Origin of the sequence: Ktedonobacter robiniae (assembly GCF_016587375.1) — a bacterium.
Taxonomy (GTDB): Bacteria; Chloroflexota; Ktedonobacteria; order Ktedonobacterales; family Ktedonobacteraceae; genus Ktedonobacter; species Ktedonobacter robiniae.
This window is the reverse complement of sequence record NZ_BNJG01000001.1, coordinates 3,056,841-3,080,903: the sequence shown is the minus strand read 5'-3', so window position 1 is coordinate 3,080,903 and position 24,063 is coordinate 3,056,841. Positions and strand designations below refer to the sequence as shown.

Below are 24,063 nucleotides of genomic sequence, written 5' to 3'. Positions count from 1 at the left end.
ACAGCCTATGCGGAAGCCTGAACACACTCGCCACGGTAATGGCATGGGGTTTCCGCATAAGCCTTCAGTCTACACAATTGCGCCCTTTAGTATTACCGTTATTACTGGGCTGAAATTGGGCTTTCAAACGACTCACCATCTGCTTCTGGCGTAAATTCTCCACTATCCCCGCATCGGGAAGTTGTCCCAGGTTCAAGCGCGAGATCAACGAGGGCGTCAGATTCAGCAAGCGATCCTGCTGTTGCTCTTCCTGCCTGTGTTGCCAATGCGCCAAGATACGTTCAAGAAACAGGGCGCACTCTACCGGATGGCGAACCGCGAAGATCTCCGGCCTGGGCCAATGCTCCGCCGTAAAAGCAATTGCTTCATACACACGCGAAATATGCAACACCTGCGCATAGGCCAGAACAATCTGGTTTTTACGCCCAAAATAGATCAGGCGCTCACTAGTCAGCACCAATTTGCCATGGTCTCTCGGCATATAGCGCTTACCACTCATCGAGGGGCGCTCCTGCCCACAAAGCATGGCATCAGTTATATAATGCGCCTCTTCACCAGGCAAGAGAGGCATAGGAATTTCAACGACAGGCAGGTGCTCAGACTCAAGCTGCGTCAGGACCTGGCTTATATCAAACCCATAGGTATGGCGCATCCGTTCAAGCAAGAAACGGCGCTGGCGACGCTCACGCTGCTCCTGGTAACGCCGTGCCCAGCGTGGTATCTCGCCTGGTTCGGCCACTGAGCAACGACGGATGGGGGAAATGTCGTTGTCCAGGCTTACCTCGGCATCAAGAGGTGTAGGTTCCAGGGCCGGTTGGGGGAAAGAAGCCCCGGGCGAGGATGGACGCGGATGCCTCGGCTGCGAACAGCGCCGCTCAGTTCGTGCATCCACTACGCAGACATCATTCCCGGTATGCAAACGCAGCCAACGATGCAAGTACGCGACCAGGCGCTCAGCCACTTCGACATCTGGCATGCCGCGTAACACAATTTTCTTCTCTTGAAAACACAGCTCCACGCGTGCTGAGGGCACGCCAAATAAATGATGATACTGAGGGCGCACGCTTTTCAAGCGCGTCAGCTTGTAGGCCTTACCATTCACATCCAGGTACTCAGGGTAGAGCCTGACATGATGACCCAACCCAAATGCACTCTCCACCATTGGCTCCAGTGGCATCGCACTCCTCCTCTCCACCTCAGGAGGATACTACGTGTATCCCCCTAGATATTCATTATACAGAACGAGAGGAGAATGTGCGTGTAACAACCATTAAAGCATCTAAAGACACTTATCTAAAATAAGTCTCTCAGAGCTTTGAAATGGGCAAGCCCCTACTTTCTTCGCCACTTGTTCAACAGCAAGTGCCAGGCCATGCCCCGCAACGCGGGCTGCATGCGCCGAGTCTCTGCCGAGGCATCAGGAGACGGAACGCTGGAGCGTGGCCCCCAACGATCCCGCACGAAAAGCTCGGTCAGGCGCCACAAGGGAGCAACCTGTCCAGGCGCCTGCTGGCTCAGCATCCCACTATATTCATACGGCGTCTGCCACGGGCGTGGTGCAAAGCCGAACTTACTCGCCAGCCAGCAAAAGCGCCAGTAGGTGCTCGCGATAAAAGTACTATTCGCATAGAGGCCTCGCCACCAGGAAGCAAACAGCGCCAGGCCAAATATAACCACCGCGATCAGCAACGCTAGCAGGGCTATATTCAGCAATACGGCATCGCTTATCCCACCTGCCCATGGTACACCCGTACCGCCTGTCGCCGCATCTGGTGGTGGTGTTGGCTGATGATGCGTCAATGGAGTGTTCTTCGCAGTAGCAGTGCTTGTTGGAGTGGGCTTTTGCGCCTGTTGCGTTGGCGTCACTGTAGGTGTCGGTTTGGCGAGTGAGGTTGTAGAATAGCCCGGCGTGGGCTCGAAATTGACCCAGCCCAGATTGGGAAAATAGGCCTGCACCCAACTATGAGCATCCTGTCCATCGACAATCCAGGCCTTGCGCTGCTCATCAAAATGGCCACTACTAAACCCATTGGCCATACGCGTTGGAATGTGCAACATGCGCGCCATCACAATCATGGCACTGGCATAGTAAGTACAATAGCCCCGTTTATTCTGTAGCAACCAATCAACCACATTCGCGCTACTGACGATATCTGGATTACTTACAGAATAGGTAAACTGAGTCTGATCGCTGAGATGCTGCTCCAGCGCCTTGAGTGCCCCATAGGTCGTAGACGTATTTCCAACCCATTGTTTGACTTGAGCCAGCACACGAGGCGAGTAATCCTTCTCATCAATTTGCGTGTAGCTGCCTTTGATAATGTCATAATTGGTATCCGCATTCCAGAAAGCCGGGTCGCGCTCGGGAAGAGGGACTGTGGTGAGAAGATCTGGATCGTGTGGCGGGAGTTGAGAGATCACAGTGTATATCTCGCCTTTCTGCAAGGGATTCTGTTGCATCCAGGTATTCGCCGTCACGTCATAAGAGATAGCCGTTGACACATCAAAGCGCACAGGCTGCTCTGGAGCAAAGATATACGCAGGCCCACCCGGTGGCTGCGCTAATGTCACTCGGGTAGTGATCTGGTCATCACTGACCTGAGGTACATCAGATTGCAGCATAGCATTCGGCTCAAAATACTGCGTAGCATTCTGATCTAATGAACTCTTCCAGCTCAGATGACCATCGAAGTCATTGAATGTAAAGCCAAGCAGATATTGAGGTTTCTGATTAGAGCTGGTATATGAAAGAACCTCGCCCCTGGGCAGGTTCACCTGGCCGGTAATATGCAAACGCTTATCAAAGAAATTCGACGGCGTACCATTAAACAGGCTGGAAGGATCACGCCAGGAGAAACGGCCATTCACCAGGTTGTTCCACCCATTATCCAGGTGGTCCCAGAATACCACGCCACTCTGCGTCTGCTGCGCGAAGGGCAAGAAGCTGCTAAGTAGAAGCGTACAGAGCGTAAAACCACAGGTTACCTGCATACAGCGCCAGGCCATACCGCGCAACCAGGAGCGATCAGTATACAGACCATCACGCCTCCATTGCGCGACCTGGGCCGCCAGGTGCACACGCGCCACCAGCAGCATCAGAGCGCCGCCTAGTATACAGACCAGGTAGACCGCATCCTGTTTTACATAGTTGAGATTTACCAGCAGAATCGCGCTATAGATCAAGGCCACAAGCCAGGGTAAACGCGCGCGATAGACAAGCCAGCAGCCAAAGTAGCCCAGAAAAAAGGTCAGGAAGGTCAGGTAAAAGAAGAAGAGTGCCTCCGCCAATCCAGGCGGAAGGTCCAGCAGCGAACCAGTAAAGACGGAACGTAAGCTATTCAGCACAAGCGTGATAGACACATGATAGGCGGCAAAACTCGTCAACCATAAAGCGAACCAGAAACCCAGCAGGCAGGTCCCCAGGTGAAAGAGGCTTTGCGGACCCTTTGGTAACTTCGCAATGATCAAGCCGAGCACCATGCCCAGCAAGCCTCCCCAGGGAAACAATGTATCATGTCCTACCCACTTTGCAGCCTGCATCGACGCAATCACACAATATAATGCTACGCCTAAACAGATGAGGGGTAACCAACCCTCCAGGGGCGCAAGCACCAGCGAGGGACGAGCCTTCTGTCCATTCGCCGCTGGCGGAGGCGTTTTAGGTGTTCCGCGAGAACGGGAAAAACCTGGAGTGGCTGGATAGGTGGGGAGAGAAGTTATTGACTGCGGCACATGCCGAGCTGCTCCATCAAACGGCTTCACTGGTATTGGAGATGAACGCTTTGGATCGACTACGCTTGGCCTCATCAATGCTCCCTTATCACTTTATAGTAGCAACATATGGTACGCGCTGATACAAAACATTTTAAGCAGTATAGAATTATATAATATAAGAGGTGTTTTTGCTACATCCATCTGGGCATGCCTTGCAATCATATCCCTATATATATAAATGTCGCAAATTAGCCGCTAAAAGTCACGCATTGCACCTATTTTTGCTATTTCATGAGATATTTTACTGCATGGACGTGTTCTTCTTTCCAAAGAAGAGGAGCAGAAGACTGGGAGCCAGAAGGAGACAGAAACCACCAAAGACAAAAGAGGCTGCAAGGTTCACACTAGATTGCAGCCAGCCTGCAATCGTTGGGCCAATGCTAAAGCCAATACTCCAGGTCACTGCGTAGCAGCCAGCGAGAATTGCGCGCTGGCGGTCTGAGACCTGCTCCATGGCGAAGGCGGCATAGACAGGCTCAATCAAAGTGCGCAGAAATGAGCGTGCGTACTCGCCCGTAATCGCCAACGGCAGCGTAGGCGCAAAGCCAATCAAGACCATCAAAGGAGCGCTGATATACTGCACCGAGGTCACCAGGCGCAACTTACTCCAGCGTTTGACAAATAGCGGCGCCGTTAACGAAAAGATTCCACCAGCCAGGCCCGAGATCGTAAAGATGATGCCCAGGGTACCAGGTAAGAGCTGGAAACGCAGCACGAAATAGAGCTGGATCAGGGCGACAACCGCCCCCTCGCCCATAGTAAAGACCAGGTCGGGCAGAAGCAATTTCACGAAGAGCCAGGTAGAGGATTGTTCAGCTCGAACGTCTCCAACCTCATTGGCCTGCTCACTGGCAGCCTCGCGTGATGTTGCCTTGTCAAGACCCCTTGGCTCTTGCAGCAGCCAGAGCGGCAGACCGAAGACAAAGGTAAACAGAGCAGCGCTAAAGACCCCCCAGCGCAGTGGAATAGCCGAACCAGCCGAGACATGCAGCAGACCCGCCACAAACTCAGGAATCGCTCCACCCAGGAGATTGCCCAGCGCCCCAATGCCCAGCAAGAGAAAGCTATTCAGCGCCAGCACGCCGACCCGCTGCTCCTGAGTGGTACTCTCCGATAGCAACGGCAGGTTCGTCACCCAATAGGCAGTCGAGACCAATCCCTGAATCAGGTTGGCAACCAGTAAAAGCGGCGCCGACGTTACCAGAGCACAGAGCGCTAGCATCAACGGCGTCAGGAAGGCTGTCAGCAGCAGAACCGGCTTACGCCCTATGCGATTGACGAGCATACCCGTAGGCACCGCCGCAATACAGGCCCCAACGGCGGGCATGGCGCTAAAAACGCCGATAAAGTCTGGCTGATAGCCCAGGCTATGGACATAATAGTTGAGTGTGAGGGCCGCTATACTAAGTTGAAAGCCTTTTCCCGTGGTAAATAGCAACAATAAATAGACATTGCGTGGCAAGCGCCAGAAGGAAGAAATCGCAGCACGTTTGTGTGTTACTTTGTCTCCTTGTACACGAGGTTCTGAGGAATTCGACACCGAAGGCATGTGAACATTACTCCTGAATAAGTAGATACATGCCCATACCTTAACATAGGCTAGCGGAAGAGGGCAATGGTCAAATGGCCAGGAAAACTCTTTAAGCATTTATTAAGCAAATAAAGGATTTTTAGATAAAATCTGAGAACCATTAGACTTTGTATTGCTGACTTGATTTATGCAAACATTTCTATTATTATAAAAACACAAGCAACGATACCAGAATTTGTAGATAACGCAAGAGCAGTATCGCTCCATTGCTTGAAACAGGTATTCTTATATTGCGTTTAAAAAGCAAGTTGTTTATCCAGGTATCCATTTTCAGTTGATAAGAGCGAAGGAGGAGAATCGCATGCTTACATTTGCGACGTTTATCCTTGGAGCTACTCTCAATCCCGGCGGCATTATCGGTTGGATCGTCGTGGGCTTGATCGCAGGCTTCCTCGCCAGCCTGGTTATGCGTGGTGGTGGCTATGGCATCCTTGGAGACCTGATCGTTGGTCTCGTCGGCGCTCTCATTGGTGGCTTCATTGCCAATCTGCTGATCCCAGGCGGAAACTTTGGCCTGATTGGCAGTCTGATTGTCGCCTTTATTGGCGCCTGCATCCTCATTGCCATCCTGCACGCCGTTGGGCGTGGGCGCACACGTTCTACGCTCTAGCAAGTAGCACATCACGGGCCTCTCATGTCCTGGGAAGATACGTAGACATTTGTAACCAGGACACTACCTTTTCAAGAGAAGTGGATGCCACCAGATTTGACGGCATCCACTTCTCTTTTTCTTCTCCACACCCATTCCTCACACCAGCATATAACTTTCATACTCTCAGCAACGTATATCATGGCAGAGTATTATCAATAGCAACCTGACTGTTCCACGCTGAGAGGAGCGTTCATCTTTTATGATTACGATTCATCCCGGCAATGTCTATGCCATTCTCCAGCCCGGTGATATTATTGCCTGGCTTCTCGTTGGTCTCATCTCGGGCTACATCGCCAGCATCCTGGTACGCGGACGCGGCTTTGGCTGCCTTGGAGATATAGTGATTGGACTCATTGGTTCGTTTATCGGAGGAATGATCGCTAACTACCTAAACATCAGCGGCAACTTCCACTTCTGCGGCACCATTGTGATCTCGGTCATTGGAGCCGTCATTCTCCTTACCATTATCAAACTTCTCTTTGGCGACCGTTGACCAGGGAGCATCTTGATGTCTGCATGCAAAAGAAGGAGCCAGGTTTTTACCTGGCTCCTTCTTTTGCATGCAGACATCAAGAACACGTTTAATTATGCGTCACAGCCCCGACAGGAATGGGTTCTGAGGGAGATACTTGACCAGGATGGACCTGCTCCGCGCGTAAGAGGCTTACTCCCAGCTCAGGCTGCACACTGAGCGAGCTTCCCAGCGTCTCCTGCTGCCCCTCGGGAGTCGTCAGCGCCCACATGACTTCGGCGGCGACATGGCGTGCCGGCAGGTTCATGGGCTGGATGTGCTCAAGCACACGGGCCGCGACCGCGCTCACAATCGGCGTAGCAAAGGAGGTACCAGACCAGTAGGCCCAGCCATTGGTATTGGGAGCAGGATACTCTGGCGTGGGTGGATTCTTACCCTCGAAGGCGGGATAGCTCTGTGAGCTATAGAGACCAATCAATGCGTCCACTTCATCACGCTTTATATCTCTTTGTGTGGGAATACCGCCGCCGTAGGTCGTGATACCGTTGCGCTGTGCTGGCAGCTTGGGGTAGTTGCTATAGCGCGCCGCCTCGCCATCACGATCTACCGCCCCGACGGCAAGAACCTCGGGGAAGGCCGCCGGGTAACGTGGACCAATACGTCCCGCCAGTTCTGGCGTGTTTGAATCATTGCCAGCCGCAGCCACGATCACAGCGCCACACTCGCTCAGACGCTGAATAGCCCGTTGCAATGGAGCGCGCAGGGTCGCCAGGTCATAGGCCATACTCAGGGTATTCTGACCATATGCATTGCCGGAGGAGGCATGCCAGTAGGTAAAGAGGTTCTCATCCGAGGGCGTCATGACCAGGCTCAGATTGATCACTACAGGCTTATTAAAGAGGTCTCCCTGCTGACCCGTCCGTGGATCAATACGCGATATGCGTCCATGAATCCACTCCAGCGTGTTAATCAGGGTATAGCAATCACCCGCGCCAAAGTCATTCAGCACACGTATATACTCGATATCAGCCTCGGGCGCAAGCTCACGCACAATCCCGGTCACAAAGAGTCCATGATCAGGCATGCCAAAGGCATACTGCTTCCCATTGAGGTCCCGGCCCACCACCATCTGGTTCTCGGCATTCTCTTGTAGAAGGAAGCAAAGCGGCTGATAGGAGAACTTAATGAAGGGAGACTGCTCGCGGTTCATCTGCTCAGCCACCGTCTGTAAAAGTTTGTTATTTCCACCGGCACGCTGAGCCGCCTCAATGATGACATTCGTTGTCGCATCGGCATCATTGGGCAGTTCAGGCATCGTATCCAGGACAAAGACCGTCACTCCTTTCCCATTCTTCGTAGCAATAGGTGAGTCTTTTAGGTCTGGCAGAGTAGTGTCCCAGGCACCAGTATGCTGTCCATCGCTATCGCTTGCCGGAAGCGGCAAGGGAGGCAAGGCTGGTCCGCCATGAATAATGCAGTCTACTGGTGCGGCGCCACCTACCCAGTTTGGCGCCGCTGCCACCAGGGGCAGGCCAAGATTCTGGCGTAGTTCCTCCAAGTTATGGTTAATAAGGTTGACAACCTGGCGAGCGTACGATTGATCATACCCAGCGGCCAGCATATCCTGCATTGGATACTCTGCCTTGATGTCATCCACCGTAAAAAAGCCGACAACGGTTATACCACTTCCATCGGGTGTTTTGAAGCGACAGTGACAGCTAGAATGGGACAACCACTCATTTAAAGCAATCGTCGTGGCCTGATTTTGCTGAGCCTCGGACGCCTCCTGCCCATTGTCTGGCGCCACATCTGAGAGATAAGGAGAGAGTTGGAAACCACGCCTCTGGAGAAACAGGTTGAGGTCCTCGATACCAAGAGAGCCGGATGCGCTCTTATCGTCTAGCTGCCGCCCATCCTCAATGTGAAAGGTCAGGGTCACATGCTTCTCTACCCAAAGCATTTTGGCGGCGCTCCACCAGGGCTCGCGCATATTCATCGATGATGTTGACACAGACTACCTCCTGGGATGATGGTCTACAAGGTGGTCTACAAATACCACATCATATATGTTTCTATCTATTAGCTAAACGCCACAACTACCTCTTTTTAGGCTCAAGTATTTATTTCTCCGCGCAACTTCTTGATTACCTGCTGGCTGAAAGGCTGTACATCTCCAACCAGGCGAAAGGCGGCCCAAAAGTAAGGATGGTTATAGCGCGCGTCTGCATGTTTGAGCATAGCTTGTTGCGCGAGGCGTAGCGCCTCCACCTTGCTCTCTCCCCGAAGTAAATGTTGATAGAACGCCTGCATTAAGAAGCTGGTCGAGGCGTCTTCAACCGGCCAGATACTCATCACCAGCGAACGTGCTCCCGCGGCTAAAAAGGCTCGGCCTAATCCCAGTTGCTCATCCCCACCACCACTCAGCGCCAGACCGGTCTCGCACCCACTCAGGGTCACCAGTTCACAGCCTTGCAGGTTCAGCGAGAAGGCATCAATGGCATTGAGATAGCCATCCGCCAATACAATGGAAGAGAAGTTTGGAGCATCCAGGCGACTATGACCATGCGTCGCCAGGTGAATAAGGGGGCAGCCCCGTGTCCCGGTTTGCAGGTGTTCAATGGTAGCCTCTTCTTCAAGCTGGCATGTTCCATGGAGCAGTTCAGCAATCGACCTGGCCTCCTCCAGAGCCGAAGGGAGATTGCTATGACCAGAACATCCCATTACCAGGGCTGTAGAGATGTCATGCGCGTTCAATTGCCGCACATTCTGGAAGTCTAACAACAAGTTGCTCGCGGGCAAATAATTGACTTGGAAATCCTCGATTAAAAAACGCGAACCATCATAGAGAGCATGGAAGGGGAGTTGATGCAGAACGCCATAAGGTACAATTGTTAACAGTTTGTTTATGTCAGCGAGGTACTCCGCCACGGGAGCAATGAGCAGGCGGTGCAATTTCTTCAGCAAACCGCGAATGATCTGCTGTGGAGGATGCAGGGCATCTGGCCAGCCACCTGGCTGCAAATGAGCATGTAGAAGCAATAAATACTGTTCCAGTTGCGGGATTATACCCGGCTGCTTGCAAACAAAATAGCCCTGCGCGCTAATGACAAAAATAACCAGCATGTCTTGAAAAATATAATACGTCAGCAGCGTCTGACCTGGCTGTAATGCCTGTTGCAACTGCTGCACATTCAGACCTGAGGGCGTACGCACACGCTTGCGATACCCCGTGACAGACGGAGCCAGAGCGCCATCGGTACGCAACAAATGTAGCCATTCGAAGAGCTCGGCGATCTTTACTTCGCACTGCTTTATAGTGGCTTCGACCTCCTCGCGATTGATCGCGACCACCAGGTCTTCGTCTCGCGTCGCCAGCAAGGCACTATACTCGTGATACTTTTTCTGCCAGAGCGAGAGCTCATACTCGCATTGTAAGAGCGAAGCACCTTTCGCTCGCCTCACATCATCAAGCTCCCTGACATCATCTTCCTCACAAGCACCTGGCGCCGCAAGCATTGGCTTTCCCTGCGCGGCTCGTAAATACTGGCGCAAGGCAATTGAGCGCGCACGTTCCAGGTAATGCAAAGCCAGTTCAGCATGGTCGTTCTGAAGTTGCAGGGCAATCATATCCTCATATACATCCCAGGCCGTTCGCAGAAAGGTGGGCGAAAGATCATACACCAGGTCGCTCAAGAGATGCTCAATTCGTCCAATAGCACACAGGAAGAACCTGTTGGCGTGCTGCGTATCCCCTTGTAGCATAGCCATACGCCCAAGGAGATGTTGGCCTCGATACACACTATCCTGTAGGTTGGCACACGTAGCATTTTTGACCAGTTGTCGGCATAGACCCTGCGTCTGTGTCAGATTAACCTGATAGGTCTCTTCCTGGACTGTCTGAATCAGGCCAATTGCAGCCTCAACCATGACGAGCTGCGCCTGCATCAGCAGTGCAAGTAAGCCTTGAGCATTATAGTATGTGCTAACGTGGGCGGCCAGTTCATACGCCTTGCCATAGACTTGTTGCCTATTATAGATTTCCGCGCGGCGCAATTGTGTCATAACAGTCAGATAATCATAGCCTTGCGAAATGGTTTCGGCTTCTCCGAGAGGCTCTAGAGCCTCCTGTAAGTTACCTGAGGCGATAAGAGTCTTGGCATAGTCATGTAAACTCTCGATCCGATCGGCCAGGCTCTCTAACTTTTCCGTTACCTCGATCGCTTGCGCCCCTATCTGACAGGCATCGCTCACGCGATTCAACTGCAAAAAGCACATCGCCATTTGCAGCAGCATACGCGCCAGAATCTGGGGGTTATCAATTTCGTGCTGTATGTAGATATTACGGGCATCATAATAATGCCTCAATGCTGAACCATAGTACCCTTGTACAAAGGCATTTTTGGCGATATTCATTTCGCTTGAAACAACTGAAATAATATCTCCGAGATCCTGAAAGCTTTGCTGGGACCTTCTCAGCAAGCTTGATGACTCCTCAAAGGCACCGATCAAGGCGAGATTTGTGGCTTTGTTGTGTTCCGCAATCGCGATCGAACGCTGGAGATAGCTTTCATCAAATTCCTTCAAGAGCGGATATGTGGATAACACACGATCATAGAGGTCCAGGGCCTGCTGGTACCGCCCAGCATACTTACAAATAATGGCCGTATTAATATCAATGGCGCAAGCCCAATAATATTCATCCACGCTCATAAAAGTCTCACGTGCGCGCGTAGCAACTTGCAAAGCCTGCTCAATATCCCCTAACCAGGCACAAGAGACAATCCAGACAATGCGGCTCCTAGCCCAGTTCAATTCATCATCCAGCGTTTGAAATACGTCTCCCCCCTCATCCAGGCATTTCAGCGCGGCTTGGTTATATCCTTGATTAGCCAGTACGCCACCACGGGCGGTCATTCCCATGGCATATGAGGCGGTATGGCCTGTATGCTGACCATAAAATATCAAGAGATCGGCGAGTTTGAGAGCAAGCGCGGGCTGGGCATGCAGAAGCTTGAGCGATGCTTCGCGCAGGCGAGATCCAAAGATAGCAGGCTCTCCCAGTTCAGCGCTGTGTTCCTGGAGAAAACGCTTCCCTGCGTCGAGATCCAATGCTTGCAAGCGCTGTAGGAATGGCTCCAGGTCCATGGATCCTTGTACCATGTGCGACCCCATTAGCTGCGTTCGATCTTCAATCCCTCGATGACGACTTCATTCTCCGGTAACTGCACGACCAGTGTATAGTTTCCCACCGGAACAGGTTTAAAGACAATATTGCCCAGATCATCGATTTTTGTGGATATAAGCGGAGGCTCTTTTTCCCAGCTAGTGCTAAGCATAATTTCCGGTTGTACGTCGCCAGGCTCTTGCAAGTGATTGAGGATAGGATAGAGGTGTGCATCGACTCCTTCGAATGCTTCTATGCTCTCATCGGGATCGGCGCAGGAGAAAAGCCCGAGCATCATTAGATCGCCATTGCTGGCGCGTGAGAGGTGAAGCGAGATATTGAGTGTGCCTGCACGATACTGGCGTGGCCAGGGCGTCTCAGCAACCTCTCCACGCGTCACCAGTTGGGGCTGCCAGGGCACAAGCGTGGCGACTATGCGCTCCGCCGCCCGGCGCAATACGCTAAGAGGCTGACTACTCTCATTGGGAAAGGCTTCGAAGGACTGCAACACCCGGCGAATCTCGCGTACGTCTTGTGCACACAAAGGGCAGAACGCTAGATGCTCACTTATGGTCATGACTTCGTCAGGGGAGAGATAATGAGCACAAAAGAGATTTAAGGTTGTAGCATCGGGACACTGACTACGGTACAGAGAATTAAGAAGAAAATTGTTTGTCTGTCTATAACGCTCCAACCGCTCTCGACACTGCACGCATCCGGCGAGATGACATGCCGCCTCTGTCGAGAGAGGGACATCATCTAACGCCAGGCTAAGCAATGCATCATCTTCTGGAGCCATAATATGCGAACAATTTTTCATCATTAAGATCGTACTTCCTCCTTATCATCCCTGACATAGAAGCAAGCACGTCTCCTTTCTTGCTATGTATGGTGACACATACATGTGGGAATGGCAAAAACCCACATCTATTTTATTTTCTGCTTGCCTTCTCAAACTGTTATCGCTTTGTAAACGTTCCATATGCCATTTTTAGCGCCTCCTTTTTCTATCTCCTTCCCCTGGGGATAAAAAGGGGAAATTTTTGTGGGGAAACCCCACACCCCTGCAGGAGGGAGACCCTCCTGCACCTCCCCTAGTCGCGTACGCCTTAGTTCACCAAGCAAAGGGGAAGTTTTGGGGTGTACCAGCAGTAGCCGCGTACGCCAGTAGCGGGCGACTGGCACGCCACACCTGCTAGCGCTCGTTGTAGCTCATGCGCCAGCGAATTTTGTCTGAGTTGCGCAGAATACGCTCCATGATATTGCGCTTCAGGCGATAAATTTCGTCTTCACCGCTGAACTCACCAGGACAATAATGGATGATCTCACGCGGCTTTAAGTTACAATGAAAGTGTAGATAGGCGACACGCTGCTCTTTTTCGCCGGGCAGGATGGTTTTGATAATCTCCCAGAGCTCATTTTCGTGATAACGATCTTCTACAAATGGCTCCTCATGCCCTCCCTGGCCATAATCTGGTAGAGGCTCGATATGAGAGCGCGAAAAGGCCCGCAGCGTATCCATAATGGCACAGTTGAGGCACAGGTGCAAATAGCTTAACGCACCACCCAGGGTCGAAAAGCGCAGCTTCTGATCGCTGACCGCCTGCCAGAAACGCCGAAAGGTATCATCAATATAACTCTGCTCGCTTTCGTGCCGCAGCGCGGCTTCACGATTGGGATGCCGTCCCATCCAGAGGCGAATATTATCGCTAAACAGGCGCTGCAAGACCAGCCAGGCCTGCTCATCCTGGTTTACCACGGCCCGCCGCAGAATTTCTAAGCTGTACTGGTCGTTGCTTGGCTCCTTACGCCGATAGCGGGCCATCTCCTGGTTACAACATGTTACAAGCTCCGCCAGGGTCATTTCTACAGGTGGTTTCTCCATCTTAATCCCCATCACGCTTTCCTAACTTCCTCTTCAGCGTGGGCTGAAGTTACTGTAACCTGCATATCACCGTTTTCGTCTTATACCTCTGCTTTATGCGCTTCGATTGTCACACGAACCTGACGCATCTCCCACACTGCGACTTCCTGCCTCTATGGCAAAACTACCATTAAATATTTAACCTGCTTTTATCTCAATATTAAAGTCATAATTTTTTTATAAACCAAAAGGATTACCTTTTATTATAACCATTTTTACGGCGGGACAGTTACAAAAAGAATATCCTTAGATTAGAGAATTACTATGCAAAAGTCAAGAAGCTTCGACTTGTCTCCCATCCTCGATTACGTTGGCGTCCTGGTAAGAGCATCTAATCTCTTTCTTTATTTTTCTTGTCACAACACTGGAAAACAGGTATACTGTACTTATAAGAGTACTCATAAAGCGTGCTTCTTACAATGGTTTAGCTAACCAAAAGAGAGTCAGATACTTCACATCCTTTAGTGGAGGCTTGTGCGAAACAAAATGAATTCATGTATTGTACTTGCCATTGATACTGATCTCTCTCCTACAACTCTGCACGCGCTCACTTCGATCAGTGCGTTCTTAGAGCAGTCGGCTCCTACTGTCCGCCTTCTCCTTCTCCACGTGATCCCGCTTACCCAGGTCGTTCCAGCACAACCGGGTATGTATGTGGGGCAGGTCTTTCCAGGGACAGCGACTACTGCTCAACGCGAACATGCCCAGGCCGTCCTCTATAAAGCACGTCTCTTACTGGCCCAACAGGGCATCAGCATGGAACGTACGGAGGGAGTGGTCCGTGAAGGACTGCCGGCTGATGAAATTACGCGAGCGGCCCGCGAGCTACGCGCCAGTTTTATCGTCGTTGGGCGCCATGAAGATGCGCTCAAGCATAAAATCCGCCGCTTCCTGCTAGGGAGCACTTCACAGCGCATCTTACAACTGGCCTCCTGTCCCGTGTATATCGCGGTTCTGCCTCCACCTGCCAAAGCCAGCGACCTATCCTCCTGGTATATGGAGGCCATCAAAGGCTACCTGGACGAACATCCCTCTTCTCTGAGCGTCTTCACCCCCGAGCAGGCCGCCCGGCGCTTTGCGCCCCCAGGAAAAAGTAAAATCGGGCGCCAGGAGGTCAAAGCGGCCTCCCGCGCCCTGGAAGATCTCGCCACCGGTGGGCTTCTTTGTCGCCATGAGATCAAAGGCGAGCTACGCTATGTGAATGATTAGAGAAGTTGTTCGAGAGCCTCAGGCGTGGTGACGGGTGCCTGGCAGGCGAAATTCTGGCAGACATAGGCCGTGGCCTTCCCCTCTTGCATCGTGCGTTCGGCTAATAATGGAACGGCGCGTATGGCCTCCTCGTCATCGGGGCGTGCACAGGCCAGAACGCTATTAGGCAGGTAGCGCGTGTTCACTACGTTCAGTAGCGCCTGCGTATCCGCCGCCTCAGGACTCCCCAATAGGGCGATTTCGCGGGCCCTAGTGAGCGAGAAATCGAGCGCCCCCAGGGCCTGGCCAAAGAACTGCGGGTGTTGTACCATGACGTCCGCAAGCGACTGGAGATAGGCTTCAGCGCGCTCACGATAGGCATCTTCGCCACTGAGCGCCGCCAGGCACAGGAGGACATCGGCGGCGACACTATTCCCGGAGGGCGTGGCATTATCCATAATGTCCTTGGGGCGCGTCACCAGCTCTTCGTGATCGCTCCCCGTGTCAAAGAAGCCTCCATTCTGCTCATCGGCAAAGAGCGCAAGCGCCTGGTCCATCAACGTCCGCGCCTCGACAAACCAGCGCGGATCAAAGCTGGCCTGGTAGAGCGCGAGCAGGCCATCAGCCAGGAAGGCGTAGTCTTCGAGATAGCCTTTCAAGCGCGCACGCCCATCTTTATAGGTGCGTAGCAAGCGCCCATCCTGGCGTAGCGAGCGCAGCAGAAAATTGGCATTATTGATCGCAATCTGCAAGTAGTCACCGCGTCCCAGGTGGCGTGCCGCCTCAGCAAAGCTACGCAGCATCAACCCGTTCCACGAGGTCAGAATCTTCTCATCGCGACCAGGTTTCACCCGTAGCTCACGTGCCTTGAAGAGCTGCTCACGCCCAGATTTCACGATCTGCTCCACCTCGGCCACGCTCAGTGTCAGCTCTTTGGCTAATTGCTCCACCTCGACGTTGATATGGAGAATATTTTTGCCCTCAAAATTACCACGGGCGCTGATGTCGTAGTAGCGCATGAAGATCGCGGCATCTGGGGCGTTCAATAGCGCCTCGACTTCAGCGGGCTGCCAGAGAAAGAACTTCCCTTCCACGCCTTCGCTGTCGGCGTCCTGAGTGGAATAGAAGCCGCCTTCTGGCGAGACCATCTCGCGCGCGACATAGTCCAACGTCTCTTCAACAATACGGCGATAGAAGGGCTTGCCCGTGACCAGGTAGGCCGCCAGGTAGGCGCGGCTCAGGAGGGCATTATCATAGAGCATCTTCTCAAAATGAGGTACCAGCCACTCCGCGTCGACCGAGTAGCGATGGAAACCACCCCCCAGTTGATCGTACATACCGCCCTTTGCCATGTGCTCCAGCGAGCTCTCGACCATTCCCAATTCAGTCAGATTTCCAGACAGCTGACCTGGGCTCAGTACCTGCTTGCTGCGATGCAGGTACACACGCAAGAGAAACTCCAAGGCCATCGAATGGGGGAACTTGGGGGCGCCACCAAAGCCACCATGCTGGGCATCAAAATCATTGGCCAGGGCCTGGCTGGCCACCGCTAGCAGGTCGAGCTGAGGTAAGCCCTGCGTGGCATTCTCCCGGCGGCGTAGGGGCATGCCCTCACGCTGGCGTAAGAATTGCGCCAGTTCATCGGCCTGCTCCTCAATCTTCTCGCGCTCCTGGGCATAGAGCTGTGCCAGGCTAAGCAGAACCCGCCGAAAGCCAGGCATCACATGCTGCCCATAATGGCGGTCATCTGGCGGGAAGTAGGTGCCGCCATAGAATGGACGCCCATCGGGAGTCAGGAAGACGGTCATCGGCCAGCCGCCCTGCTGTGTCATAGCCTGGACCGCCTGCATATAGATGTTATCGATATCTGGACGCTCTTCTCGGTCGACCTTGATTGAGACAAAATGCTGGTTCATCAGCGCCGCAATCGCGGGATTCTCAAAGGACTCGCGCTCCATGACGTGGCACCAGTGGCAGGCTGAATACCCCACACTTAAGAGAATTGGCCTGTCCTCCTGGCGCGCCTTCTGCAAGGCCTCTTCCCCCCAGGGATACCAATCCACAGGATTGTGCGCGTGCTGCAAGAGATACGGACTGGTCTCATGGGCCAGGCGATTCGTATGCTGTGGCTCTCTATGTTGCTGCTCGCCCTGCGGCGAACGCGGTGTTTCGCTCATCTGCGCTACCTCTCTTCTGCTGCTAAACGATGTTCATCCTACTTTTTACGGCTGTGCTCTCTTTGTGCCTCTCCTCATCCCGTTCATTGTACGACATTCGTCCTTATCTCAGCTCGCGAGCTCGCCTTCGGGTAATGGGTGTCTGACAGCCCGCTGTCAGACACCCATTACCCCTGAGCGCCACAGGCGCGAAGAGGGGGGATGTGATGTGGTCAGAACTGATTTTCTGTCGTACAATGAACAAGTAGAAATATCGAGGTTCATGAGATGTAACAGGCTGCTATGATCACACAAAAACCATTTAGCGATCTCGTTCTTGAGGCAACAGCATATCTTACCCGCGTCGATCCTGTCCTGGCTCAAACTATTCAATGGGTTGGCCCCTGCACGCTCCAGCCTGATCCCAACGTTTTTGAAGCCCTGATCGATGCGATTATCTCCCAGCAGATCTCCGTTGCAGCCGCCAATACCTTCATGGCGCGCCTGCGTGCGCTGGTACCTGGCGGACGTATCGAACGCGAAACCTTGATCACCCTCACCTATGAGGATCTGCGCCACGTGGGACTCTCGCATATCAAGATACGCTACATCCACAACTTGCTTGAGCATATCACCAATGGGAGCCTTGACCTCGACCCCCTGGTGACACTGGACGATGAAGAGATTATCCGCCAGTTGTGCGCGGTCAAAGGGATTGGCAGGTGGACAGCCGAAATGGTACTTATTTTCACCCTAGGAAGGCCTGACGTACTGCCGACTGACGACCTGGGCTTTTTCGAGGCGGTACGCCGCGTCTACGCGTTACCTGAACGCCCAAAACCACGTGATATGAGCGCGCGCGGTGAACTCTGGCGTCCCTACCGGACCTTCGCGACCTGGTATCTCTGGGCCTGGAAAGAGCGCCAGAACGGCAAATATCGACCGCGCACCCGTATCGTTTCGATTTGATAGATTGGTAGATAGTATAGAGATAGCGCATGGATACACCTGAGAACTATTACGCCACGCTCGGCGTACCACTCAACGCCGACAATGAGACCATCAAACGTGCATACCGTCAGCTTGCTCGCCGCTATCATCCCGACCTGGCCGGGCCAGAGGCGGCGCTTCAGATGAAGCGCATTAACCGCGCCTATGCCGTCCTGAGTGATGAGGAGCAACGTCACAGCTATGATATCGTCATTGGGGGCGTCATTGATTTGCGTAATGGCGCGACACATCCACGCTCGCGCCCCCGACGCTTTGAACACCCTATCGAACCAGAGTTTGATGGACTCAATATCTTTAGCACCAGGGGACCTTTTCATGCTGAACTCTCGATTCGTAGCTCTATGGGTGTGGTCTCAGCTGTAAAGGGGAGACAAACCACGCACGGCTTACTCATCGCGGGTGGCTCCTTCGATGGCAAAGGAAGTATCTGGCAGGTCGTGCAGCAGGCGCTTCAGCCACAGATTATCCAGTTTGAGGCTGATCCAGCATTGACAATCGAGTCGCTGCGCGAACTCAGGTTTTCGGAGGCCGGATCACTGTTAGCAGGGTGGGGACGCCTCTCCCTCCATGTTTGGGATACCTTAAGTGGACAACGCATCTGGAGTTCTTCCTTGCAACAGCGCGCCGTCTCAGCGCCCTACTCTGTAGACACAACCCTGCGGGTCGAACCGGATGGAAAACGCCTGGTGCATACAGCCCTTCCCCTACTTCCCAGTGATATCAAGGCCCCCCGCTCCTGGGGCGTTCGTGGTAGCGACATCGAGAGCCATCTTATGGGCGATGAGACCCCGCGTCCGCCAGTGGTCTGCCTGGAGGAGAACATCGAGCATCGCAGTTTCTGGGCCATCCGCCTGCGTGCTCTCTCCTATGATGCACGCCACCTGCTCACTCTCTCCTGCGCCCAGGTCACAGGCAATCCCCAGCAAGTTGTAATAGCACGCCGCTGGGACCTTACTACACAGACACGCTTCAAGGGTATGCGGCCCCAGATTCTCAACTCGTTGGAACTTGGGCAGTGCGAAGAATGCACACCGCCCTATGCCGCCAGTCTGGATGCTCGTCTCGTTGCCTTTACCTATCAAGGAAAGCAATTACGAATCTGTGACACTGTGAGTGGGACCTATAGCGAGCTAGGGACAGGGGCCATGGGCAGTAGCGCCCGCGTGGCCTTCTCTCCCGATTGCCAGTTTGTCGCCGTCGCGCGCGAGGACAGCGAGATCAATGAGGGTGTCGTTGATATCTGGTCCATCGCGACAGGACAACTCATACAAAAGTTGTATCATCCCTGGCAAATCAGCGCCCTCGACTATACTGAACGCTACTTGCTGGTGGCATTAACTGATGGTACTCTTCATGTATGGAATCTATAGCCTTTTTATCTATAGCGTTGCTATCCTTTGAGTCATCCGTCTTTATAAGAAGGTCATTCTAAATATATTTACCCGTCATTAAGAGGAGAAGCGAGGCATTATCTTATGCGTCTTTCGGTGATTGTACCAGTTTATAACGAAGAGAAAACTGTATTGACCATGCTCACCAAACTGTCTGAAGTAGATCTCGACATGGAGGTTGTGGTGGTAGACGACGCATCAACCGACCGCACCTGGGAGATTCTTCAAGAAATGCGCCAACAAGCCCCATTCAATGCCTACCGTTATGTGCGCCATGAGCATAATCAAGGGAAAGGCGTCGGTCTACGCACGGGCTTTGCCCTGGTTACTGGTGATATGATCACCATCCAGGACGCAGACATGGAATATGATCCTCAGGATCTGCCAGCACTCGTCCGTAAATGGGAAGAGGGAAAGGCCCAGGGCTTAAACCACATCGCGGTCTACGGTTATCGCAACCTCGCGGAACAGAAGTTTACCACGCGCTGGGGAAATCGCTTCCTGACCACAATGACCAACATCCTTTTTGGCAGTCGCATTCACGATATGGAGACCTGCTACAAAATGCTTCCATGCGAGGTTGCCAAAGCACTGCCGATGGAAGGTCGCCGCTTCGAAATCGAGCCCGAAATTACCTCCTGCCTCCTCCAGGCTGGCTACACCATCCTTGAGGTACCGATCAGTTACTACCCGCGCCAGGACAAAAAACTTGCCCCCTGGAAAGATGGTTGGCCAGCTCTGGCCATGCTGCTGCGCCGCCGCTTCGGCAAGCCCTTCCAGGTTCCCGTTGTGGCTGCGCGTGAAGAGACAGTAGCCGCAAAATAAAAATGAAGACTAAAAAGAAGAGGCCTGTGGCGCATGTCCACAGGCCTCTTCGCTCTTATCCAGGCAGCAAACTCACATATATAGTTTCTCCGATGTCCTCACAAAAGGTTGACAAACGCGGCGCTCTCGGCCAATAATCCAACACAGACACTATTTTCGGGGCAAAAACTGCCCAAAGGAGCAGACACTATGATTCGTGCAGGCATCTTAGTGGTCAAAGAAACAGGACAAAAAACCACCATCCAGGGTGAAGAGCATCGTTACGTACGCTGTGTACTGGCAGATGAGACCAATCCAGAGCGCCGCTTTGAATGCCGCGTGCTCGATGTCGATGATGTGGACGTCAATATAGGTGAGCCAATTCAGCTCCAGGTCCAAAAAGTTGTTACCGACAGGCGAAGTGGCGTCGTACGCTTCGATTGCACGCTTCTTCCGACAGGCGAATAAACCAAGGGAAAAACTCTATGAAATGTACGCATTGCGCAGCCGATCAGGCGGAGGCGAGGGGTGGAAATGGGAAGTGTAGCGTCTGCGGCGCGAATGCCGAAGTCATATCCACTTCCCCTCGATCCACACAGACCTATTCCTATCTCCCCATGGGCACCCCCGCGTGGCCTACAACCATTCCCGCCAGCTTGACACTAGTGAATGCACCCGCGACACGCGTGGTACCACTCACACCAGGCAGAAAAAGGCATGTCCGTGCAGAGAGAGCGCTGCCCAGCGTTCTCCTCCTGGGACTGCTGCTACTGCTCCCACCACTTGTGGGAGCGGGCATCACCTATGGCCTTCTACGCCTGGGAGGAGAGCATGCTCGACCCATGCCACTTCACACGACACGTGCGCTCGACATAGTCGCCTCAGATACCCATACGACCACGCCAGCTCCTCAGCTAACAACCGACCAGCGCACCCCGCACCCTACCGCAACAGCCTATATGCTAGAGAGTGATCCAGACCTCAACCTCTCCTTTCAATATCCCACGGGCTGGACGCTCAACGCGCCCGATAAAAGCGATGTCCGAACCACGGTCACGCTCTCGTCACAAGATCAGGGCGTTCAGTTTGCCGTCGTGCACTACAGTGAGAAAACCACCAGAACGCTTCGCGGCCCCGATGACTTAAATCAAGAGGTCCTGAGCGCTCTGAGCAGCAACCAGAGCGTGGCTCAGGTCCAACCTACCCAGACGCTCACGGCTCAACCGCAGATCGCCAATCAGGTCTGGCAGCAGAAAGAAGGACTGGTCACACTTACCAGCGGCAACGTTGTCCATGTGAACTCACTTACCGTGCGCTATAAGCAGACCTACTACAATATTCAGATGTACACGCCCCAGGATATCTATCAAGAAGCATTGACGAAATATCTTCAGCACATGCTCGACTCAATGCATTTCCTCTCATGAGACACAGCACAAAGCAAAGCGCGGCAGTCCAGTACTGAACTACCGCGCTTCTGTCTGTCGCTACCTGAACGACTAGTACTCGGGCATAGCGGGAGCGGCCGCTTTTTCCTTCTCAGGAATATCGGTAACCAGGGCCTCAGTGGTCAGGATCATCGCCGCGATGCTGGTCGCGTTCTGTAGGGCAGAGCGCGTCACCTTAGCAGGATCGATGATACCGGCCTCGACCATATCGACATAGGTATCGCTCAGAACGTTGTAGCCGATATGGTTGCTGTTCTGCTCCTTTTGAGCACGGCGCACACCCTCGACCACGACGGAGCCATCTTTACCGCCGTTGACAGCCAGCTGACGCAGGGGCTCTTCGAGCGCACGGCGCAGGATGGCAGCACCGGTCGCAGCATCGCCCTCAAGGTTGAGATTGTTCAGAGCCTCGACAGCGTTCACCAGGGCCACACCACCGCCAGGGACGATACCCTCTTCCACACCGGCGCGGGTCGCGGAGAGCGCGTCCTCCACGCGGGTCTGGCGATACTTCAACTCGACCTCTGTGCCAGCACCGACCTTAATGACTGCAACGCCACCAGAGAGCTTGGCAAGGCGCTCCTGAAGCTTCTCGCGGTCATAGTCGCTGGTGGTCTCTGCAATCTGGGCCTTGATCTGTTGGATGCGGCCCTGAATCTCGGAGACATCACCATGGCCTTCAATGATAGTGGTGGCATCCTTACTGGAGGTCACCAGGCGGGCTGTACCCAGGTCAGAGAGATCTGCGCTATCCAGGCGACGACCCATCTCCTCGCTGATCACCTGTCCACCGGTCAGGGTGGCGATATCACGGAGCATCTCTTTACGGCGATCACCAAAGCCAGGAGCTTTGACAGCTAGAATATTGAGGATACCACGCAATTTATTGACGACCAGGGTAGGCAGAGCCTCACCATCAACATCTTCCGCGATAATGACGATCTCGCGGCGGCCCTGCTGGACAATCTTCTCGATCACGGGGAGAATATCCTGGACCGCGCTGATCTTCTTGTCGGTAATCAGGATATAGGGGTTCTCAAGGGAGGTCTCCATCTTCTCGGTGTTGGTCACAAAGTAGGGAGAGATGTAGCCTTTGTCGAACTGCATACCTTCGACATACTCGGTCTCGAAGTTGATACCGCGAGACTCCTCGACCGTGATAACGCCGTCTTTACCGACCTTGTCCATCACGTCGGCGATCAGCTCACCAATCTGCTCATCGGCGGCCGAGATCGAAGCGATCTGAGCGATCTCCTTCTTGCCCTCAACGGGAATCGCCAGCTGACGCAGGTAGGCGACAATGGCCTCGGTCCCCTTATCGATACCGTATTTGAGCTGCATAGGATTGGCACCCGCAGCCAGGTTCTTCAGGCCCTCAGTCACGATAGCCTGAGCCAGAACGGTGGCGGTGGTGGTGCCATCACCCGCGATATCATTGGTCCTGGTCGCGGCCTCTTTGAGCAGTTGCGCGCCCATATTCTCCCAGGGATCTTCCAACTCGATCTCCTTAGCAACGGTCACGCCATCATGCGTGACGGAAGGAGCACCAAATTTCTTGTCCAGGGCAACGTTACGGCCCTTAGGACCAAGGGTCGTCTTAACAGCGCTGGCCAGGGTATCAATACCGCGCTTCAAGGCACGACGCGCCTCATCATTAAATACTACCTGTTTTGCCATATGTCTAATCCTATATCCTTTTCTATCTCGCAACTGGGTAAGATCGGGTGCCTGAAGCACCAACATTTCTCCCAATCGGGGGCTTGTCGTTAACCAACGATGGCGAGAATGTCGCTCTCTTTAAGAACGAGGTACTCTTCACCTTCCAGCTTGAACTCGGTGCCGCCATATTTGGCGAACAGGACGCGATCACCCTCTTTGATATCGATGGTCGCGCGCTCACCATTATCAAGCAAGCGACCGCTACCGACGGCGATGACAGTCCCTTCCTGGGGCTTCTCTTTGGCAGTGTCAGGAATAACGATGCCGCTTCTGGTTACTTCCTCTTTTGCCGCTGGCTTTACAACCACGCGATCACCAACAGGTCGAATCTTAGCCACTTTACAACTCCTTATAACAAACAGAACGTTTATGCCTCTTGCACGGGTCCATCCTCATCAGAAACATCACCCTCGTTCTGATAATGGATGACACCGGCAATGTTCACCGAAGGATACTGTGAGTAGTCGCAGCTACATGGCCCGCCCGCCGCACACCCGGGACAACAATATGTCACGCCGTGCATGATGACTGGGGACCAGAGGATCTCAATCTCACAATTGGCACAACGTCTTACCACTCGGTTATGAGGCGTTCTTCTGCTCATCTCTCCCTGTGGCTCTTCGCGCGCTGCTGACATGATCCTCTTCTTTCAGCATAACTACTCTTTACTAATTCTCTGCAAGCGAGTATGCCATACAAACTGTTAGAAGCGCATAGGAGAAATATTAGAGGAATGTTAGAAATTTTTCGCGCTCAACCACTTCTACCT

19 protein-coding genes are annotated in these 24,063 nt (G+C 53.2%); 8 read left to right on the top strand and 11 right to left on the bottom strand.

Annotated elements, in window-relative coordinates:
- Window positions 1–64 precede the first annotated feature (64 nt).
- The 3 genes from JMJ04_RS12925 to JMJ04_RS12915 form a co-directional block, all read right to left on the bottom strand.
- Window positions 65–1,177, bottom strand: a complete 1,113-nt coding sequence (locus tag JMJ04_RS12925; protein WP_201370888.1) for a hypothetical protein — start codon at window positions 1,175–1,177, stop codon at window positions 65–67.
- Window positions 1,178–1,332: 155 nt separating this feature from the next.
- The gene (locus tag JMJ04_RS12920) at window positions 1,333–3,732 is read right to left on the bottom strand and encodes a transglutaminase TgpA family protein (RefSeq protein ID WP_201370887.1); all 2,400 of its coding nucleotides are present in this window, start codon (window positions 3,730–3,732) and stop codon (window positions 1,333–1,335) included.
- 283 nt (window positions 3,733–4,015) lie between these two features.
- A complete protein-coding gene (locus JMJ04_RS12915) occupies window positions 4,016–5,422 on the bottom strand; it encodes an MFS transporter (RefSeq protein WP_338001065.1) in 1,407 nt (468 codons plus the stop codon).
- 244 nt (window positions 5,423–5,666) lie between these two features.
- Here JMJ04_RS12915 and JMJ04_RS12910 point away from each other — a divergent pair, with 244 nt between their 5' ends.
- The gene (locus JMJ04_RS12910) at window positions 5,667–5,975 is read left to right on the top strand and encodes a GlsB/YeaQ/YmgE family stress response membrane protein (protein ID WP_201370885.1); all 309 of its coding nucleotides are present in this window, start codon (window positions 5,667–5,669) and stop codon (window positions 5,973–5,975) included.
- A gap of 241 nt (window positions 5,976–6,216) precedes the next feature.
- Window positions 6,217–6,510, top strand: coding sequence for a GlsB/YeaQ/YmgE family stress response membrane protein (locus tag JMJ04_RS12905; RefSeq protein WP_201370884.1), 294 nt, complete (start codon window positions 6,217–6,219; stop codon window positions 6,508–6,510).
- 88 nt (window positions 6,511–6,598) lie between these two features.
- Here JMJ04_RS12905 and JMJ04_RS12900 read toward each other — a convergent pair whose 3' ends face one another.
- The 4 genes from JMJ04_RS12900 to JMJ04_RS12885 form a co-directional block, all read right to left on the bottom strand.
- Complete coding sequence (locus JMJ04_RS12900; RefSeq protein ID WP_201370883.1) at window positions 6,599–8,500, bottom strand: S8 family peptidase; 1,902 nt, start codon at window positions 8,498–8,500, stop codon at window positions 6,599–6,601.
- Window positions 8,501–8,601: 101 nt separating this feature from the next.
- Window positions 8,602–11,649: a CHAT domain-containing protein gene (locus JMJ04_RS12895; RefSeq protein ID WP_201370882.1), complete on the bottom strand. Its 3,048-nt coding sequence runs from the start codon at window positions 11,647–11,649 to the stop codon at window positions 8,602–8,604.
- A gap of 11 nt (window positions 11,650–11,660) precedes the next feature.
- A complete protein-coding gene (locus JMJ04_RS12890; protein WP_201370881.1) occupies window positions 11,661–12,476 on the bottom strand; it encodes a cupin domain-containing protein in 816 nt (271 codons plus the stop codon).
- Between the two features lie 372 nt (window positions 12,477–12,848).
- Entirely contained in the window at window positions 12,849–13,538 is a 690-nt protein-coding gene (locus JMJ04_RS12885) for a hypothetical protein (protein ID WP_201370880.1), read from the bottom strand.
- Between the two features lie 525 nt (window positions 13,539–14,063).
- Between JMJ04_RS12885 and JMJ04_RS12880 the strand changes: the two genes are divergently transcribed.
- Window positions 14,064–14,786, top strand: a complete 723-nt coding sequence (locus JMJ04_RS12880) for a universal stress protein (RefSeq protein ID WP_201370879.1) — start codon at window positions 14,064–14,066, stop codon at window positions 14,784–14,786.
- On the opposite strand, the gene JMJ04_RS12875 is transcribed toward JMJ04_RS12880, so the two are convergent.
- Window positions 14,783–16,942: a thioredoxin domain-containing protein gene (locus JMJ04_RS12875; protein ID WP_201370878.1), complete on the bottom strand. Its 2,160-nt coding sequence runs from the start codon at window positions 16,940–16,942 to the stop codon at window positions 14,783–14,785. The two genes, JMJ04_RS12880 and JMJ04_RS12875, sit on opposite strands and share 4 nt — an antisense overlap.
- 282 nt (window positions 16,943–17,224) lie before the next feature.
- Between JMJ04_RS12875 and JMJ04_RS12870 the strand changes: the two genes are divergently transcribed.
- The 5 genes from JMJ04_RS12870 to JMJ04_RS12850 all read left to right on the top strand — a co-directional run bounded on the left by JMJ04_RS12870 (window position 17,225) and on the right by JMJ04_RS12850 (window position 21,554).
- The gene (locus JMJ04_RS12870; RefSeq protein ID WP_201370877.1) at window positions 17,225–17,890 is read left to right on the top strand and encodes a DNA-3-methyladenine glycosylase family protein; all 666 of its coding nucleotides are present in this window, start codon (window positions 17,225–17,227) and stop codon (window positions 17,888–17,890) included.
- Window positions 17,891–17,919: 29 nt separating this feature from the next.
- A complete protein-coding gene (locus JMJ04_RS48405; protein ID WP_201370876.1) occupies window positions 17,920–19,302 on the top strand; it encodes a DnaJ domain-containing protein in 1,383 nt (460 codons plus the stop codon).
- 105 nt (window positions 19,303–19,407) lie between these two features.
- The gene (locus JMJ04_RS12860) at window positions 19,408–20,148 is read left to right on the top strand and encodes a glycosyltransferase family 2 protein (RefSeq protein ID WP_201370875.1); all 741 of its coding nucleotides are present in this window, start codon (window positions 19,408–19,410) and stop codon (window positions 20,146–20,148) included.
- A gap of 189 nt (window positions 20,149–20,337) precedes the next feature.
- Window positions 20,338–20,595, top strand: coding sequence for a hypothetical protein (locus JMJ04_RS12855; RefSeq protein ID WP_201370874.1), 258 nt, complete (start codon window positions 20,338–20,340; stop codon window positions 20,593–20,595).
- Between the two features lie 17 nt (window positions 20,596–20,612).
- A complete protein-coding gene (locus tag JMJ04_RS12850; protein ID WP_201370873.1) occupies window positions 20,613–21,554 on the top strand; it encodes a hypothetical protein in 942 nt (313 codons plus the stop codon).
- Between the two features lie 72 nt (window positions 21,555–21,626).
- Here the strand turns inward: JMJ04_RS12850 and groL are convergent, their stop codons facing one another.
- The 3 genes from groL to JMJ04_RS12835 form a co-directional block, all read right to left on the bottom strand.
- Window positions 21,627–23,252, bottom strand: coding sequence for a chaperonin GroEL (gene groL / locus JMJ04_RS12845; RefSeq protein ID WP_201370872.1), 1,626 nt, complete (start codon window positions 23,250–23,252; stop codon window positions 21,627–21,629).
- An 89-nt stretch (window positions 23,253–23,341) separates the two neighbouring features.
- The gene (gene groES / locus JMJ04_RS12840; protein WP_201370871.1) at window positions 23,342–23,632 is read right to left on the bottom strand and encodes a co-chaperone GroES; all 291 of its coding nucleotides are present in this window, start codon (window positions 23,630–23,632) and stop codon (window positions 23,342–23,344) included.
- Window positions 23,633–23,661: 29 nt separating this feature from the next.
- Entirely contained in the window at window positions 23,662–23,931 is a 270-nt protein-coding gene (locus tag JMJ04_RS12835) for a hypothetical protein (RefSeq protein ID WP_201370870.1), read from the bottom strand.
- Between the last annotated feature and the right edge of the window lie 132 nt (window positions 23,932–24,063).

What these genes read in the sequence shown, in the direction of transcription:
- JMJ04_RS12925 (WP_201370888.1), bottom strand. Translation starts at nt 1,177, where the DNA reads ATGCCACTGGAGCCAATGGTGGAGAGTGCATTTGGGTTGGGTCATCAT.
- JMJ04_RS12915 (WP_338001065.1), bottom strand. Translation starts at nt 5,422, where the DNA reads ATGCTTAAAGAGTTTTCCTGGCCATTTGACCATTGCCCTCTTCCGCTA.
- JMJ04_RS12910 (WP_201370885.1), top strand. Translation starts at nt 5,667, where the DNA reads ATGCTTACATTTGCGACGTTTATCCTTGGAGCTACTCTCAATCCCGGC.
- JMJ04_RS12905 (WP_201370884.1), top strand. Translation starts at nt 6,217, where the DNA reads ATGATTACGATTCATCCCGGCAATGTCTATGCCATTCTCCAGCCCGGT.
- JMJ04_RS12895 (WP_201370882.1), bottom strand. Translation starts at nt 11,649, where the DNA reads ATGGTACAAGGATCCATGGACCTGGAGCCATTCCTACAGCGCTTGCAA.
- JMJ04_RS12890 (WP_201370881.1), bottom strand. Translation starts at nt 12,476, where the DNA reads ATGATGAAAAATTGTTCGCATATTATGGCTCCAGAAGATGATGCATTG.
- JMJ04_RS12885 (WP_201370880.1), bottom strand. Translation starts at nt 13,538, where the DNA reads ATGGAGAAACCACCTGTAGAAATGACCCTGGCGGAGCTTGTAACATGT.
- JMJ04_RS12880 (WP_201370879.1), top strand. Translation starts at nt 14,064, where the DNA reads ATGAATTCATGTATTGTACTTGCCATTGATACTGATCTCTCTCCTACA.
- JMJ04_RS12875 (WP_201370878.1), bottom strand. Translation starts at nt 16,942, where the DNA reads ATGAGCGAAACACCGCGTTCGCCGCAGGGCGAGCAGCAACATAGAGAG.
- JMJ04_RS12870 (WP_201370877.1), top strand. Translation starts at nt 17,225, where the DNA reads ATGATCACACAAAAACCATTTAGCGATCTCGTTCTTGAGGCAACAGCA.
- JMJ04_RS48405 (WP_201370876.1), top strand. Translation starts at nt 17,920, where the DNA reads ATGGATACACCTGAGAACTATTACGCCACGCTCGGCGTACCACTCAAC.
- JMJ04_RS12860 (WP_201370875.1), top strand. Translation starts at nt 19,408, where the DNA reads ATGCGTCTTTCGGTGATTGTACCAGTTTATAACGAAGAGAAAACTGTA.
- JMJ04_RS12855 (WP_201370874.1), top strand. Translation starts at nt 20,338, where the DNA reads ATGATTCGTGCAGGCATCTTAGTGGTCAAAGAAACAGGACAAAAAACC.
- JMJ04_RS12850 (WP_201370873.1), top strand. Translation starts at nt 20,613, where the DNA reads ATGAAATGTACGCATTGCGCAGCCGATCAGGCGGAGGCGAGGGGTGGA.
- groL (WP_201370872.1), bottom strand. Translation starts at nt 23,252, where the DNA reads ATGGCAAAACAGGTAGTATTTAATGATGAGGCGCGTCGTGCCTTGAAG.
- JMJ04_RS12835 (WP_201370870.1), bottom strand. Translation starts at nt 23,931, where the DNA reads ATGTCAGCAGCGCGCGAAGAGCCACAGGGAGAGATGAGCAGAAGAACG.